At 35.8% G+C, this 16,810-nt stretch carries 16 protein-coding genes; 15 read left to right on the forward strand and 1 reads right to left on the reverse strand.

The genetic code is table 11. From position 1 onward, the window contains the following. Nucleotides 1-2: 2 nt before the first annotated feature. From ACQKP0_RS16795 to deoC, 11 genes are all read left to right on the forward strand, one after another. Nucleotides 3-326, forward strand: a complete 324-nt coding sequence (locus ACQKP0_RS16795; RefSeq protein WP_427407035.1) for a YqxA family protein — start codon at nt 3-5, stop codon at nt 324-326. 144 nt (nt 327-470) lie between these two features. Beyond that, nucleotides 471-2,306: a translation elongation factor 4 gene (gene lepA, locus ACQKP0_RS16800; protein ID WP_427406991.1), complete on the forward strand. Its 1,836-nt coding sequence runs from the start codon at nt 471-473 to the stop codon at nt 2,304-2,306. A gap of 95 nt (nt 2,307-2,401) precedes the next feature. Continuing rightward, nucleotides 2,402-3,541, forward strand: coding sequence for a radical SAM family heme chaperone HemW (gene hemW / locus ACQKP0_RS16805; RefSeq protein ID WP_427406992.1), 1,140 nt, complete (start codon nt 2,402-2,404; stop codon nt 3,539-3,541). A 154-nt stretch (nt 3,542-3,695) separates the two neighbouring features. After that, a complete protein-coding gene (hrcA, locus tag ACQKP0_RS16810) occupies nt 3,696-4,724 on the forward strand; it encodes a heat-inducible transcriptional repressor HrcA (RefSeq protein WP_427406993.1) in 1,029 nt (342 codons plus the stop codon). A 101-nt stretch (nt 4,725-4,825) separates the two neighbouring features. After that, a complete protein-coding gene (grpE, locus tag ACQKP0_RS16815; RefSeq protein WP_427406994.1) occupies nt 4,826-5,419 on the forward strand; it encodes a nucleotide exchange factor GrpE in 594 nt (197 codons plus the stop codon). A gap of 112 nt (nt 5,420-5,531) precedes the next feature. Beyond that, the gene (gene dnaK, locus ACQKP0_RS16820; protein ID WP_427406995.1) at nt 5,532-7,364 is read left to right on the forward strand and encodes a molecular chaperone DnaK; all 1,833 of its coding nucleotides are present in this window, start codon (nt 5,532-5,534) and stop codon (nt 7,362-7,364) included. A 165-nt stretch (nt 7,365-7,529) separates the two neighbouring features. Next, nucleotides 7,530-8,657 (forward strand): molecular chaperone DnaJ, encoded by a 1,128-nt coding sequence (gene dnaJ, locus ACQKP0_RS16825; RefSeq protein ID WP_427406996.1) that lies wholly within the window; start codon nt 7,530-7,532, stop codon nt 8,655-8,657. A gap of 23 nt (nt 8,658-8,680) precedes the next feature. Continuing rightward, nucleotides 8,681-9,619, forward strand: a complete 939-nt coding sequence (prmA, locus tag ACQKP0_RS16830) for a 50S ribosomal protein L11 methyltransferase (RefSeq protein ID WP_427406997.1) — start codon at nt 8,681-8,683, stop codon at nt 9,617-9,619. Nucleotides 9,620-9,625: 6 nt separating this feature from the next. Then, nucleotides 9,626-10,378, forward strand: coding sequence for a 16S rRNA (uracil(1498)-N(3))-methyltransferase (locus ACQKP0_RS16835; RefSeq protein WP_427406998.1), 753 nt, complete (start codon nt 9,626-9,628; stop codon nt 10,376-10,378). A gap of 5 nt (nt 10,379-10,383) precedes the next feature. Continuing rightward, the gene (gene mtaB, locus ACQKP0_RS16840) at nt 10,384-11,739 is read left to right on the forward strand and encodes a tRNA (N(6)-L-threonylcarbamoyladenosine(37)-C(2))-methylthiotransferase MtaB (RefSeq protein ID WP_427406999.1); all 1,356 of its coding nucleotides are present in this window, start codon (nt 10,384-10,386) and stop codon (nt 11,737-11,739) included. Nucleotides 11,740-11,860: 121 nt separating this feature from the next. Then, complete coding sequence (deoC, locus tag ACQKP0_RS16845; RefSeq protein WP_427407000.1) at nt 11,861-12,532, forward strand: deoxyribose-phosphate aldolase; 672 nt, start codon at nt 11,861-11,863, stop codon at nt 12,530-12,532. A gap of 40 nt (nt 12,533-12,572) precedes the next feature. On the opposite strand, the gene ACQKP0_RS16850 is transcribed toward deoC, so the two are convergent. Next, a complete protein-coding gene (locus ACQKP0_RS16850) occupies nt 12,573-13,511 on the reverse strand; it encodes a Na/Pi symporter (protein WP_427407001.1) in 939 nt (312 codons plus the stop codon). Between the two features lie 170 nt (nt 13,512-13,681). On the opposite strand from ACQKP0_RS16850, the gene rpsU reads away from it, so the two are divergent. The 4 genes from rpsU to floA all read left to right on the forward strand — a co-directional run bounded on the left by rpsU (nt 13,682) and on the right by floA (nt 16,794). Beyond that, nucleotides 13,682-13,855: a 30S ribosomal protein S21 gene (gene rpsU / locus ACQKP0_RS16855; RefSeq protein WP_039238310.1), complete on the forward strand. Its 174-nt coding sequence runs from the start codon at nt 13,682-13,684 to the stop codon at nt 13,853-13,855. Nucleotides 13,856-13,869: 14 nt separating this feature from the next. Continuing rightward, nucleotides 13,870-14,316: a GatB/YqeY domain-containing protein gene (locus tag ACQKP0_RS16860; RefSeq protein WP_427407002.1), complete on the forward strand. Its 447-nt coding sequence runs from the start codon at nt 13,870-13,872 to the stop codon at nt 14,314-14,316. Nucleotides 14,317-14,493: 177 nt separating this feature from the next. After that, complete coding sequence (locus tag ACQKP0_RS16865) at nt 14,494-15,768, forward strand: NfeD family protein (RefSeq protein WP_427407003.1); 1,275 nt, start codon at nt 14,494-14,496, stop codon at nt 15,766-15,768. 24 nt (nt 15,769-15,792) lie between these two features. Beyond that, a complete protein-coding gene (floA, locus tag ACQKP0_RS16870; protein WP_427407004.1) occupies nt 15,793-16,794 on the forward strand; it encodes a flotillin-like protein FloA in 1,002 nt (333 codons plus the stop codon). Nucleotides 16,795-16,810 lie beyond the last annotated feature (16 nt).

Here is a 16,810-nt window from a genome sequence, read left to right on the forward strand (position 1 = left end):
TTATGCTGAAGTGTTTTCTCATTTGTTGTGTACTTTTCGTTGGTGTGTTAATGGGGATGCAAAAGGCGAATGTTGGTATGACCGAGATGAAGGGATATCATGATGAAGGTTTCAAGGCTCCGATTACCATCAAAGAAGGGAATAATGGGGAGGTAGAAGCATCTGTATTAGGGAAAAATGTTTCATCCCACGATTTAGAAGGGAAAAAGGAAAAAATAAAAGAAATAAAAGCTTTTAATTTCTTTTCCTCCCTTGGGAAAACAATAGCTAATATCATCTCAGGAATAACTGAAAAAATTATTGATGTGGCTTCTTCGTTATTATAATCATTTGAGAGTGTATCCTTCATTGGTTACACTTTTTTATCGTTTTTCTAGCTAATTGCAAAATAAATTCAATTGAATCTTGCAAATCCTGCTGATATAATCAAAAATAGTTTACATGTGTCGTTTAACAGGAGTGAAATAACAATGAATCATGAAGAAAAATTAAAAAGGCAAGAAAAAATTCGAAACTTTTCTATTATTGCTCATATAGACCACGGAAAATCTACACTGGCTGATCGAATACTAGAAAAAACGAATGCACTTACCTCCCGCGAAATGAAAGCCCAATTACTAGATTCTATGGATTTAGAGCGTGAGCGTGGGATTACAATAAAACTAAATGCCGTTCAATTAAAATATAAAGCAAAGGATGGAATAGAATATATCCTTCATTTAATCGATACCCCTGGACATGTCGATTTTACCTATGAAGTTTCACGAAGCTTAGCAGCATGTGAAGGTGCGATCCTTGTTGTAGATGCTGCGCAAGGTATTGAAGCACAAACATTGGCAAATGTTTATCTTGCTTTAGATAATAATTTAGAAATTTTGCCTGTAATTAATAAAATTGATTTGCCTGCAGCAGATCCCGAAAGAGTTCGCCAAGAAGTTGAGGATGTTATTGGACTTGACGCTTCGGATGCTGTATTAGCATCAGCAAAAGCTGGAATTGGTATTGAGGATATTTTAGAACAAATAGTCGAAAAAGTCCCAGCTCCTTCAGGGGATCCGAGTGCGCCATTAAAAGCACTTATCTTCGATTCCTTATATGATGCATATCGTGGTGTAGTTGCTTATATCCGAGTTGTAGAAGGTTCTGTAAAAGTTGGAGATAAAATAAAAATGATGGCAACCGGAAAGGAATTTGAAGTAACTGAAGTAGGTGTATATGCGCCAAAACCAGTACTATGTGATGAACTAACTGTTGGTGATGTTGGATTTCTAACAGCTTCTATTAAAAATGTTGGAGATACAAGGGTAGGGGATACGATCACAAGTGCTAAAAATCCTGCTGCTGAAGCTTTACCAGGATACCGTAAACTTAATCCAATGGTTTATTGTGGATTATATCCAATTGATTCTGCCAAATTTAATGATTTGCGGGATGCACTTGAAAAGCTTGAATTAAATGATTCAGCCCTACAATTTGAACCAGAGACCTCACAAGCATTAGGATTTGGCTTCAGATGTGGCTTCTTAGGTCTTTTGCATATGGAAATTATTCAAGAAAGAATTGAACGTGAATTTAATATTGATTTAATTACAACGGCACCAAGTGTTATCTATAAGGTTAGGATGACAGATGGAGAAGAAGTAAATGTAGATAATCCTTCAAACATGCCTGATCCTCAAAAAATTGACAAAGTTGAAGAGCCATATGTTCGAGCTTCAATTATGGTTCCCAATGATTATGTAGGTGCAGTAATGGAATTATCTCAAGCAAAACGTGGAACGTTTATAGATATGAAATACTTGGATGATATCCGTGTAAATGTCATTTATGAAATTCCATTATCAGAGATTGTATATGATTTCTTTGACCAGTTGAAATCTAGTACAAAAGGCTATGCTTCATTTGATTATGAAATGATTGGTTATAAAGAATCAAAATTGGTGAAAATGGATATTCTTTTAAATGCAGAAAAAGTAGATGCATTAAGCTTTATTGTTCATAGGGATTTTGCTTATGAACGTGGGAAGGTTATTGTAGAAAAATTGAAAGAAATTATTCCAAGACAGCAATTTGAAGTGCCAGTACAAGCAGCAATTGGACAAAAAATTGTTGCGCGTTCGACCATTAAAGCGATGAGAAAAAATGTTTTAGCGAAATGTTACGGGGGCGACATTTCTCGTAAAAGAAAGCTTCTTGAAAAACAAAAAGAAGGTAAAAAACGTATGAAACAAGTGGGCTCGGTAGAAGTTCCACAAGAAGCTTTCATGGCGGTACTTAAAATGGATGATACAAACACATCAAAATAATGAGCAAAAGGGAGTAAGCTTGATTATGATCATGCCTAGCTCCCTCTTTTTTCTTTTACTAATTTATGCAAATCTATTATGGAGTTGATTTTTTCATGCCTGTAAAATCTGCCTATATTCATATCCCTTTTTGTGAGCATATTTGTTATTATTGTGATTTTAATAAGGTCTTCTTGAAAGGTCAGCCAGTTGAAGATTACATTGACAAGTTACTGTACGAAATGAAATTAACACTTACTACTTTTCCTACCGATGAGTTGAAAACAATTTTTGTTGGTGGTGGAACACCGACCGTATTAAACGAAGCTCAATTGGAAAAATTGTGTAAAGGAATTTATTCAATTCTTCCTTTAAAAAAAGATGGGGAATTTACATTTGAAGCAAATCCCGGTGACTTATCGATAGAGAAGCTTAAAATATTGAAGGAGTATGGAGTAAATCGTTTAAGCTTTGGAGTTCAATCTTTCAATGATGAATTACTGAAAAAAATCGGCAGAACACATACAGTAAATGAAGTATATAAAACAATAAATAAAGCACAAAAGTGCGGCTTTAATAATATTAGTATTGATTTAATATATGGATTACCGAGTCAAACGGAGAAAGACTTTCAAGATACTTTAAATAAAGCATTAGAATTAAATCTTCCCCACTATTCTAGCTATTCATTAATTGTTGAACCTAAAACCATTTTTTATAATTTGATGAAAAAAGGAAAGTTGCATCTTCCTTCAGAAGAATCCGATGCAAATATGTACAGCATGTTAATGGATGGGATGATTAAAAACGGCTATACACAATATGAAATAAGTAATTTTTCAAAGCCGGGATTTGAAAGTCGTCACAACCTAGTATATTGGAACAATCAAGAATATTATGGTTTCGGTGCAGGTGCCCATAGTTATGTATATGGAAAAAGACGTGCTAATATCGGTCCAATTAAAAAGTATATTGAAACACTTCAAGATAAACGTTTACCAATATTTGAAGAAAATAGCTTGACAAAAAGAGAAATGATGGAAGAGCAAATGTTTTTAGGATTAAGGAAAAATATTGGTGTTAGTATTTCAGAGTTTCATTACAAATTTAACGATGATTTATTAATAGTATTTGAAAAGCCAATTAACGAAATGGTTCAAAAAGGTTGGCTGGAAATGAAAGATGGATATGTTCGACTTACTAGAGAAGGAAGATTTTTAGGGAATGAAGTTTTTCAGGCTTTTTTAGTTTCGTAAGAACAATTCTTCGGTTGTAGATTTTCAGGTTCACCCTTTATATTAATAGTACTACTAAGAAGGGGTAAAAATATTGACACGTTAGTGTAGTTTTGATACTTTATTATTAGAATTAGCACTCAGTGAGAATGAGTGCTAACAGAGGTGATAAAAGTTGTTAACAGATCGTCAACTTCTAATTTTACAAGTAATCATAGATGACTTTATTCGATCTGCACAACCTGTCGGCTCGAGAACCCTTTCTAAAAAAAATGAAATTTCCTTAAGCTCTGCTACTATTCGTAATGAAATGGCAGATTTAGAAGACTTAGGGTTTATAGAAAAGACCCATACTTCTTCAGGGAGGATACCTTCAGAAAAAGGGTACAGATATTATGTTGACCATATTTTAGCTCCACAACAGCTAAATGCAATAGAAATATCTCGTATTCATTCCATTTTTGCAGAAAGAATTTATGAGCTTGAAAAAATTGTGCAAAAATCGGCGAAAATTCTTTCTGAGTTGACAAATTATACGGCAATTTTATTAGGACCTGAAGTAAAGGAAACAAAGTTGAAAAGATTGCAGGTTGTTCCTATAAATAATGAAACAGCTGTTGCAATTATAATTACAGATACAGGTCATGTTGAGAATCGAATGTTCACTATTCCAAAGGGATTCAATCTTCTTGATTTGGAAAAAATGGTTAATATTTTAAATGAAAGATTGACCAATGTTCCAATATCAGATTTAAAAGACAAAATTTATAAAGAGGTTGCTGTTCTTTTAAAGCAGCACATTCAAAATTACGATACTTTGCTTTACTCTCTGTCGGAAACATTAAGCTTAAAGGAACAAGAAAAATTATTCTTTGGTGGGAAAGCAAATATACTAAACCAGCCAGAGTTTCGTGATATTCAAAAGATTCATTCCTTAATGGATATGATAGAACGTGAAAAAGGATTTTATGATTTAGTAAAGCAAATCCCTCACGGAATTCATGTGAAAATTGGGAAGGAAAATAAACGATCTGAAATGGAAAACTGTAGTTTAATCACTGCAACCTATTCAATTGGCGATGAGCCTGTAGGGACAATTGCGATTTTAGGTCCAACAAGAATGGAATACTCAAGAGTTATTAGTTTACTGGATTTTTTAAGTAATGATATGTCAAAAGCACTAACTAATTTGTATCATAACTAATGTAAGTGGACATATTGTTAATGGATAACTCAACTGGAAATTAGCAATAAAAACCTGCTGATTTCTAGTCTTTTTTCGTGAATTTAAGGGAGGTGAAAACAATGGCAGAAGAGAAAAAACAAGATAAACAACAACAAGAGATAATTGAAGAAAATAACGTAGAGTCTATTTTTGCAGAAGATTTAGAGAGAAAAACTGCAGATTCAATAGACACTGAAAATGAAGCAGATGAGCTGACCATTGCCAATGAAAAACTGAATGAACTTCAAGCGAAGCTTGATGAGTCAGAAAATCGTTATCTACGTTTACGTGCCGATTTTGATAATTTCCGTAGAAGGACTCAAATCGACCGTGAGGCGAGTGAAAAATATAAAGCACAAAGCTTAGCTACAAATTTGTTACCAGCCATTGATAATTTTGAGCGTGCAATGCAAATAACACCTGAAAATGAACAAACGAAACAATTAATGCAAGGTGTTGAAATGGTTTATCGCAATATTATCGATGCCCTTAAACAAGAGGGTATTGAAATTATCGAGGCGGTTGGGAAAGAATTTGACCCTAATTTTCATCAAGCAATTATGCAGGGGGAAGACGAAAATTATGATTCTAATGTCGTAATTGAAGTATTCCAAAAGGGTTATGTTTTAAAAGATCGAGTTTTACGTCCATCAATGGTAAAAGTGAATCAGTAAGCTCTTTAAATTATGTTAAAAATGTTAAACACTATCCAAAATAGCAACAATTTTTTGGCGAAAATAGGTATTAGTAAATCTACATACATATGATTGTAGGAGGTAATTAAACATGAGTAAAATTATTGGTATTGACTTAGGGACAACAAACTCTTGTGTTGCTGTCCTTGAAGGTGGAGAACCAAAGGTTATTCCTAATCCAGAAGGTAACCGTACTACTCCATCTGTAGTTGCATTTAAAAATGGAGAACGTCAAGTAGGGGAAGTGGCAAAGCGTCAATCCATTACAAATCCTAATACGATTATTTCGATTAAACGTCATATGGGTACGAACCATAAAGTAACAATTGAAGATAAAGAGTATACGCCACAAGAAGTTTCAGCAATGATCCTTCAATACATCAAATCTTATGCTGAAGAATATTTAGGAGAAACAGTAGATAAAGCAGTTATTACTGTTCCAGCATATTTTAATGATGCAGAACGTCAAGCAACAAAAGATGCAGGGAAAATTGCTGGCTTAGAAGTGGAACGTATTATTAATGAGCCAACTGCGGCTGCTCTTGCTTATGGGCTTGATAAAATGGATCAAGATCAAACTATATTAGTCTACGATCTTGGTGGAGGTACATTTGACGTATCCATCCTTGAACTAGGAGATGGCGTTTTTGAAGTTCGTGCAACTGCTGGTGATAATAAACTTGGTGGAGATGATTTTGACCAAGTGATTATCGATTACTTAGTCGCTGAATTTAAGAAAGAAAATGGCATTGATCTTTCTAAAGATAAAATGGCTGTACAACGCCTTAAAGATGCAGCGGAAAAGGCGAAAAAGGATTTATCTGGAGTAACTTCTACTCAAATTTCGTTGCCGTTCATTACAGCGGGTGAGGCAGGACCATTACATTTAGAAGTAACTTTAACACGCGCTAAATTTGATGAAATTTCTGCTGGATTAGTTGAGCGTACAATGGGACCTACTAGACGGGCAATGCAAGATGCAGGACTTTCTCCAAGTGATATTGATAAAGTTATCCTTGTTGGTGGTTCTACACGTATTCCGGCAGTACAAGAAGCGATTCGCAAAGAAACTGGCAAGGATCCACACAAAGGTGTTAACCCTGATGAAGTTGTTGCAATGGGTGCGTCTATCCAAGGTGGAGTATTAACTGGCGATGTAAAAGATGTAGTTCTTCTTGATGTTACACCTCTTTCACTAGGTATTGAGACAATGGGAGGAGTTTTCACTAAATTAATCGATCGTAATACAACAATTCCTACATCCAAGTCACAAGTATTTTCTACAGCTGCAGACAATCAAACAGCTGTTGATATTCATGTTTTACAGGGTGAACGCCCTATGGCAAATGATAATAAAACATTAGGACGTTTCCAATTATCAGATATTCCTCCTGCACCTCGAGGAATCCCGCAAATTGAAGTATCATTTGACATTGATAAAAATGGTATTGTAAATGTAAGTGCTAAAGACTTAGGTACTGGAAAACAACAAAACATTACGATTAAGTCATCTTCTGGTCTATCTGAAGACGAAATTGAACGTATGGTAAAAGAAGCAGAAGAAAATGCTGATGCGGATAAAGAACGTAAAGAGGAAGTAGAATTACGTAATGAAGCAGATCAGCTCGTCTTTACAACAGAAAAAACATTAAAAGATCTTGAAGGCAAAGTGGACCAAGCTGAAGTGAAAAAAGCGGAAGAAGCTAAAGATGCATTAAAAGCAGCCATTGAGAAAAATGATTTAGCAGAAATTCGTGAAAAGAAAGAAGCACTTCAAGAAATCGTCCAAAACTTGTCCATGAAGCTTTACGAAGAAGCTGCAAAACAAGCTCAAGAAGGACAGCAAAATGCAGAAGGTCAAGGCGGAAAGAAAGATGACGATGTAGTCGACGCTGAATTTGAAGAAGTAAAAGATGATAAATAATTGTTCCCGGATTTAGTGTGATTCAAAAAAGTCAAAGTCAGGTAAATTCTTGGCTTTGGCTTTTTCTATGCTGATTGAAAAGTGTAATTACTGTTCTTTTTATTGATTGTTCACTGTGTCAATGTTAAAATAACCTTTATGTGAAAGGATTCGGGAGTGATTTTTATGAGTAAAAGAGATTTTTATGAAATATTAGGACTAGAAAAAAATGCTTCTAAAGAGGATATAAAAAAAGCATACCGAAAGTTATCTAAAAAATATCATCCGGATATTAATAAGGCAGAGGATGCAGCAGATAAATTTAAAGAAGTAAAAGAAGCTTACGAAGTATTGTCTGATGATCAAAAACGTGATCATTATGATCGTTTTGGGCATACAGATCCTAATCAAGGTTTTGGCGGATTTGGAGATGCTGATTTCGGCGGATTTGGTGGATTTGAAGATATCTTTAGTACTTTCTTTGGTGGTGGATCATCAAGAAGACGTGATCCTAATGCACCAAGACAGGGTGCTGACCTTCAATATACAATGACATTAAACTTTGAGGAAGCTGTCTTTGGTAAAGAAACCGAACTGGAAATACCGCGTGAAGAAACATGTGATACATGTCATGGTTCAGGTGCTAAGCCTGGGACAAAACCGGAAACATGCTCACATTGTCATGGATCTGGTCAATTGAATACAGAACAAAATACACCGTTCGGAAAAATTGTCAATCGACGAGTTTGTAACTATTGTAACGGTACAGGAAAGATGATTAAAGACAAATGCAGAACTTGTAGCGGAACAGGTAAAGTGAAAAAACGCCGTAAAATAAATGTGAAAATTCCTGCAGGTGTTGATGATGGCCAACAATTACGCGTTTCTGGACAAGGTGAACCTGGAGTTAATGGCGGGCCAGCCGGAGATCTTTATGTTGTATTTCACGTAAGAGAGCACGAGTTCTTTGAACGTGATGGGGATGATATTTATTGCGAAGTTCCTATCACTTTCTCTCAAGCAGCATTAGGTGATGAGATTGAAGTTCCAACACTGCATGGAAAAGTGAAATTGAAAGTGCCAGCGGGTACCCAAACAGGAACAAAATTCCGACTACGTGGTAAGGGAGTTCCAAATGTTCGTGGATACGGAGTAGGGGACCAACATATTCATGTTAAGGTCGTTACACCTACGAAATTAACGGAAAAACAAAAGCAATTGTTAAGAGAGTTCTTTGAAATTAGCGGCCCGCTGCCTGACGAACAGCATGAATCTTTTTTCGATAAAATGAAAAAAGCATTTAAAGGGGAATAAATCAAAAATGGAGTTGGTAGATAGTGAAATGGTCTGAAATAATGATTCATACGACAAATGAAGCAATTGAACCGATCTCAAATATATTGCATGAGGCAGGTGCAAGCGGGGTAGTAATCGAAGACCCGTTTGATCTAATAAAAGAAAGAGAAGATCAATTCGGTGAGATCTACCAACTCAATCCAGATGATTATCCCGAAGAAGGTGTAATTATCAAAGCATATTTGCCGGTTACCAGTTTCTTAGGGGAAACTGTTGAGGAAATCAAGCAATCGATAAATAATCTTGCCTTATTTAATATTGATATCGGTCATAACCATGTGACAATTAGTGAGATCCATGAAGAAGAATGGGCGACTGCCTGGAAAAAATATTATAATCCTGTGAAAATATCAGAAAAATTTACGATTGTTCCGACATGGGAAAACTATGAACCTGTTAGCAGTGATGAATTAATTATTGAATTGGATCCTGGAATGGCTTTTGGAACTGGAACCCATCCTACTACAGTGATGTGTATTCAGGCATTGGAGAGAATTATCAAAGAATGTGATACGGTAATCGATGTTGGAACTGGGTCAGGCGTATTAAGTATTGCTGCTGCTCTTTTAGGTGCTTCAAAGGTAACTGCGTTAGACTTAGACGAAGTTGCTGTTCAATCAGCAAAGCTTAATATTAAATTAAATAAAGTACAAAACAAGGTTTCAGTTTCAAAAAATGATCTTCTGCATGGAATGGATGGACAGGTGGATGTTGTTGTTTCGAATATTCTAGCTGAAGTAATCATGAGCTTTACCGACGATGTTGCAAAAGCAGTAAAATCAGGTGGCTACTTTATTGCATCAGGTATCATTCAGCAGAAAAAAAATCAAGTAAAAGAAGCAATTATTGCTTCAGGATTTACGATTGAAGAAACCCTTGTGATGGAAGATTGGATTGCTTTCATTGCAAAGCGAGGGTGATAATAAATGCAAAGGTATTTTATCGATCAGCCATTTGAGGGGAACAATGAAGTTCGGTTAGATGGAGATATTTTCCACCATATATCACGTGTCATGCGAATGAAGATAAATGATGAATTTTATATTGTTTTTTCAGACGAAAAAGCTGGAATTGCTAAAATAGTGGATATTTCCAATGAAGAAATCATTGCTAGTATTGTAAAATGGGAAGATACGAACAAAGAATTACCTGTTAAGGTGGCTATTGTGAGCGGACTGCCAAAAGGGGATAAATTAGAATTAATTATTCAAAAAGGAACTGAGCTCGGAGCATATCAATTTGTCCCTTTTATAGCGGATCGCTCCATTGTTAAATGGGATTCTAAAAAAGAAAAGAAAAAGGTAGAGCGTTGGCAGAAAATTGCATTAGAAGCGGCAGAACAAGCTCACAGGCAGCATATGCCTAAAGTATATGCTCCATGTCCCTTTAAACATTTATTAGATATCAGTCAATCTTTTGATCATAAATTAGTGGCTTTCGAAGAGAGTGCTAAATTAGGTGAGACCTCCAATTTTGTCAAAGCAATTAATAATTTTAATCATGGCGATTCAGTACTAATCGTATTTGGTCCTGAAGGTGGTCTTTCAATAGAAGAGGTTCAACAAATGGAAGAAAGCGGATTTCAAATTTGTGGATTAGGTCCAAGAATTTTAAGAACTGAAACAGCACCATTATATGCACTATCCGCGATTTCTTACCAATTAGAATTAATGAGGTGATTGCAATGTCACAAGTGGCATTCCATACTTTAGGGTGTAAAGTGAATCATTATGAAACAGAAGCGATCTGGCAATTATTTAAAGCCCAGGATTATGAACGTGTTGACTTCGAATCTATTGCAGATGTATATGTAATCAATACATGTACAGTAACCAATACTGGCGATAAGAAAAGCCGCCAAGTAATTCGTCGTGCAATAAGGAAAAATCCTGATGCAGTAATATGTGTAACTGGCTGTTATGCGCAAACTTCTCCTGCAGAAATAATGGCAATTCCTGGAGTTGATATTGTTGTAGGTACTCAAGATCGGGTAAAAATGCTTGAATATATTGAGCAGTTTAAACAAGAGCGTAAGCCGATTAATGGTGTTGGAAACATTATGAAAAATCGTGTATATGAAGAACTGGATGTACCAGCATTTACTGACCGTACACGTGCATCATTAAAAATCCAAGAGGGTTGTAATAACTTCTGTACGTTCTGTATTATTCCTTGGGCACGCGGCCTAATGCGTTCACGTGATCCAAAGGAAGTAATTCATCAAGCCCAGCAGCTCGTGGATGCAGGTTATAAAGAACTTGTCTTAACAGGAATCCATACAGGCGGATATGGTCAAGATATGAAGGACTATAATTTAGCGATGTTACTTCGAGACTTGGAAGAGCAAGTTAAAGGATTAAAACGAATTAGGATTTCTTCCATTGAAGCAAGTCAATTAACTGATGAAGTCATTGAGACAATCGATAAATCAAAAATAATTGTTCGTCATATGCATATTCCACTTCAATCAGGGTCAGATACTGTTTTAAAACGAATGAGACGTAAATATACAATGGCAGAGTATGCTGAAAGACTAGAAAAATTAAAGAAAGCATTACCAGGCCTTGCTGTTACATCTGACGTGATTGTTGGTTTCCCAGGTGAAACAGAAGAAGAATTCATGGAAACGTACAATTTTATAAAAGATCATAAATTTTCCGAACTTCATGTTTTTCCTTACTCTAAACGAACTGGAACACCAGCGGCTCGAATGGAAGATCAAATTGATGAAGAAGTAAAAAATGAGCGTGTTCATCGGCTTATTTCACTTTCTGATCAATTGGCTAAAGAATATGCTTCCCATTTTGAAAACGAAGTATTAGAAGTGATTCCAGAAGAGAAGTTCAAAGAAGATTCAAATAGCGGTCTTTATGAAGGATATACAGATAATTATCTAAAAGTAGTATTTCCTGCTACAGAGGATATGGTAGGAAAATTAGTCAAAGTAAAAATAACAAAACCAGGATATCCATATAACGAAGGTCAATTTGTTCGTGTAATGGATGATATCGAAGAAAAGGTTGAACGCCAAGCTATCTAAAAACTGCAGATTTCCCTGCAGTTTTTTTTATTACTGGGATATACTAGTTATACTCGAAATCTAATAGAGACCATGTTATAGTAAAAGAGGTACGGACAACACATATGAAGGAGATATGAATATGACTAAAAACATTGCAAAAATGATCGATCATACATTGTTAAAGCCTGAAGCTACGAAACCGCAAGTTCAAACCCTTTGTGAGGAAGCAAAGGAATACTCTTTTGCTTCCGTTTGTGTAAATCCAACATGGGTTTCATTTGCAGCCGAAATGTTAAAAGATACTGATGTTAAGGTGTGTACTGTCATTGGATTCCCCCTCGGAGCTTCTACCCCAGAGACAAAAGCATTTGAAACGAAAAATGCAATTGAAAACGGTGCCACCGAAGTCGATATGGTCATCAATATTGGTGCATTAAAAAGTGGAGATTTTGAATTAGTTGAAAAAGATATATTAGCGGTTACAAATGCAGCTAAAGGGAAAGCACTAACAAAAGTCATAATCGAAACTTGCCTTCTTACTGAGGAAGAAAAAGTTCGTGCATGTGAAATAGCTGTGAAAGCAGGAACTGATTATGTTAAAACATCAACTGGTTTTTCAACTGGTGGAGCAACCGCTGAAGATATTGCCTTGATGAGAAAAACAGTTGGACCAGAGATTGGTGTTAAAGCCTCTGGAGGGGTTCGTAGTCCTGAAGACGCACAAAGTATGATTGATGCAGGTGCTACTCGTATTGGAGCAAGCTCAGGAGTGAAAATTGTCCAAGGACTATCAAGTGATAGTGATTATTAAAATGAAAGCCCGGGATAAAGTTCCTGGGTTTTTATATTTATCAAACAGGTTTTATTTTCTTTCTCCCATGAATCTTAATAATAAACCGGCCGAATTGCATTGCAAAAGGTAGAACTGATAATGAGCAAACAACATTAAATATGACGCTTGCATGTGCTAGCTGGGTTTCAAGGCTGGTCGTTATGTTTCTGCAAATATCAGCTATAGACGGAATTAAAGGTATAAAGATGATAGCCCCTACAACATTTAACCAAATGTGGGAAAATGCTGTTAGTCTTGCTTCTTCACCTGCTCCAATACTGGCCAATAAACCTGTTATACATGTACCAATATTTGCGCCTAACATAATAATAATACCGGTTTCTAGCGGGAAAATACCTGCGCTTAAAAAGCTCATTGCAATCCCAGTCATTACCGTACTTGATTGAATACATGCGGTTAAAAGTATTGAAAATAAAAATCCATAAATGATATGGTCATTTATTAAATATAATATTTTTTGAACGAATTCTAGTTCTGTTAGTGGAGTAGCTAGCCATTCAAAACCTCTCATTGCAGTAACGATAATCGCAAATCCTGTGAAAATAAAGCCCAAGCTTTTTATTTTTACATGCCTGAACAGTAATAAAAGCAAACCTAAAACAAAAAATGGAACAATTAAACGCGATAAATCATAAGATAAAAATTCTAAAGTAAACGTAGTCCCTATATTTGTCCCTAAGATGATTCCGATCGTTTGCGGAAAAGTTAATACTCTTGCAGCTACTAAACCCACTGTAATGACCATTACAGCTGAACTGCTCTGCAAAATAGCTGTCATAATAATTCCCACAATCATTCCTTTTAATGGCGTGCTAGTCACCTTTTTTAACCATAACTCCATCGCTTTTCCTGAAATATTGAATAATCCGATACGAAGCCATGTCATTCCTAGCAGGAAACTGACTACTAAACAAATAAATAACCCTAAATAAAGCATGTCCACCACCTCTTATTCATCATATGGTGAATAAGGAATGAAAATGACGAGTATAATGAAATAACATAAAGTTTATTGACCTCATAAAAAGGATATATTATAATTGCAAAGTACAGGTTTTTTATGTATTGGTATGAGACCGTAGTGTGTTCGGAGGGAGGGAAAGAGAGATGTCAAAAACAGTTGTTCGTAAAAACGAATCGCTTGAAGATGCTCTTCGTCGCTTCAAACGTACTGTTTCTAAAACAGGAACTTTACAAGAATATAGAAAGCGCGAATTTTATGAAAAACCAAGCGTAAAACGTAAGAAAAAATCTGAAGCTGCTAGAAAGCGTAAGTTCTAAGAGAGGGTGGAATAATGGGTCTTCTCGAGCGTTTAAATGAAGATATGAAACAAGCGATGAAAAACAAAGAAAAAGAAAAACTCTCTGTTATCCGCATGCTTAAAGCATCATTGCAAAATGAGGCAATTAAGCTTGGTAAAGATCAATTGTCAGAAGATGAAGATCTGACGATTCTTTCTCGCGAAGTTAAGCAACGCAAAGACTCCCTCCTGGAATTTCGAAATGCAGGTCGTGAAGATCTCGTTGAAAAAATTCAAAATGAATTAACTTATGTGGATATATATTTACCCGAACAGCTTTCAGAGGATGATCTGACAAAAATTGTTCTTGAAACAATTAAAGATGTCGGAGCTGCCTCAAAATCTGATATGGGAAAAGTCATGAGTGCCATCATGCCTAAAATAAAAGGAAAAGCTGATGGTGCAACTGTAAATAATATCGTAAAGCAGCAATTATCTTAAAAGTCGAGAAGTAAGTCTACTTCTCGGCTTTTTTCATAACCATTAATAAAAATATAAAAAAGATTATTTTTAAAATGAAACCTTTTTCATAAAAAAACGTAAGAATTAAATAAAGAATTAGTTATGAGAAAGGGGTGAAATTTTGAAAAAACTTTTTTGGTTATTTGGTTTTTGTTAATGGCTGTAATCGTTTCATTTCTACCTGCGAATGCAAGCGGCAGTAATGAGACAGTCGTTGTTATTCCTATTGAACAAGAAATTGAAAAGGGATTGTATGCATTTTTGAAGCGGGCCATCCATACCGCAGAGGAAAAGAATGCAGACTTAATTGTATTCGATATTAACACCCCCGGCGGTACTGTAGATGCAGCAAGTGATATAGGAGGTCTTTTTAATAGTACTAACATTAAGAAAATAGCATTTATAAATAATAAAGCGATTTCTGCGGGTGCATATATTTCTTTTTTTGCAGATGAAATCTATATGGTTCCTAGTGGGACGATGGGAGCAGCTGCAATTATTGATCAAAAGGGTAATGCTGCTGGGGAAAAGGCTGAAAGTTATTGGCGTGCTGCTATGAATGGAGCTGCTAAGCAAAATGGTCGAGACCCACTTTATGCGGAAGCAATGGTAGATAAAAATATCGATCTGCCACAGCTAAATGCAAAAAAAGGAGAACTTCTTACTTTAACTGCAGATCAAGCCCTTAAAGTCGGTTATTCAGAAGGTACTGTCAAAAATTTAAACGATCTTTTAAATAAGGTTGGGTTTCAAAATGCAAATATAGAGCACATTGATGTTAGCTTTGCTGAAAAAGTTGCTAGATTTCTAACAAATCCGATTGTTGTTCCTATCTTGCTATCTATTGCGAGTCTTGGATTAGTAATAGAATTATATTCCCCTGGCTTTGGAATTCCTGGTACAATGGGAATAACTGCACTACTATTATTCTTTTATGGTCATTTAGTTGCCGGGTTGGCTGGATATGAATCTCTTATTTTATTTATCATTGGTATAATATTAATCATTGCAGAATTCTTTTTACCTGGAGCGATTGCCGGAGTTCTAGGGGTTTCAGCAATAATAGGAAGTTTGCTCATGGCAGGAGGAAATATCATGTACATGGGAATTTCTATTTTAATTGCGCTTCTAGTAGCAGTAATAGGTATAATTATTATGGTAAAGGTGCTGGGTAAACGTATGAAACTATTTAAAAAGATGGTTTTGTCAGATTCAACAAGTACAGAAGAAGGCTATGTATCTAATGTAAACCGTATTGAACTGCTTGGCCGTATAGGAGTCACCATTACTCCATTAAGACCTGCAGGTACAATAACGATTGATGATGAACGAATTGATGTTGTAAGTGAGGGTGCATTCATTGAGAATGGTCAACAAGTAAAAGTAATCAAGGTTGAAGGTTCTCGAATTGTTGTTAGATTAGAAAATTAATCTTTAATATAGGGAGGAATTAATATGGTACTAGAAGCAGGTACAATTCTTGTTTTACTAGCAATAGTTGTTGGTATTATTATTCTAGCAATTTTATTTACCTTTGTTCCAGTAATGCTCTGGATTTCTGCTTTAGCAGCAGGGGTTAGAATTGGAATATTTACGTTAATTGGGATGAGACTGCGAAGGGTTATTCCGAGTCGTGTAATTAATCCACTAATTAAAGCACGTAAAGCTGGAATTAATGTTGGAATTAATCAACTAGAAAGTCATTATTTAGCTGGTGGTAATGTTGATCGTGTAGTAAATGCGTTAATCGCAGCACATCGTGCAAATATTGAGCTCCCGTTTGAGCGTGGAGCAGCCATTGATTTAGCAGGTCGTAATGTGCTAGAAGCTGTACAAATGAGTGTAAATCCAAAAGTAATTGAAACTCCTTTTATTGCCGGGGTTGCGATGAATGGTATTGAAGTTAAAGCGAAAGCAAGAATCACTGTCCGTGCAAATATTGAAAGATTAGTCGGTGGTGCGGGCGAGGAAACTGTTATTGCTCGTGTAGGTGAAGGGATTGTCAGTACGATTGGTTCATCTGATCATCACAAAAAAGTTTTGGAAAATCCGGATCTGATTTCCCAAACCGTTTTAGCAAAAGGTTTAGATGCAGGAACAGCATTTGAAATTCTCTCAATTGATATCGCGGATGTTGATGTTGGTAAGAACATTGGTGCTGAGCTGCAAACAGAGCAAGCGGAAGCAGATAAGAAAATTGCCCAAGCAAAAGCTGAAGAACGTCGGGCAATGGCTGTAGCTACAGAGCAGGAAATGAAAGCCCGTGTACAAGAAATGAGAGCGAAAGTAGTGGAAGCAGAAGCAGATGTACCGTTAGCGATGGCAGAAGCACTACGTTCAGGAAATATCGGTGTGATGGATTATATGAATTTCAAAAATATTGAATCAGATACAGATATGCGCGGTTCAATTGGTAAAATGACCACAGATAAAAAGGATCAGCAAAAACCAGAATAAAAGCTTGCCAAAGGTA

The organism is Heyndrickxia sp. NPDC080065 (assembly GCF_050281185.1).
Lineage (GTDB): Bacteria > Bacillota > Bacilli > Bacillales > Bacillaceae_C > Heyndrickxia.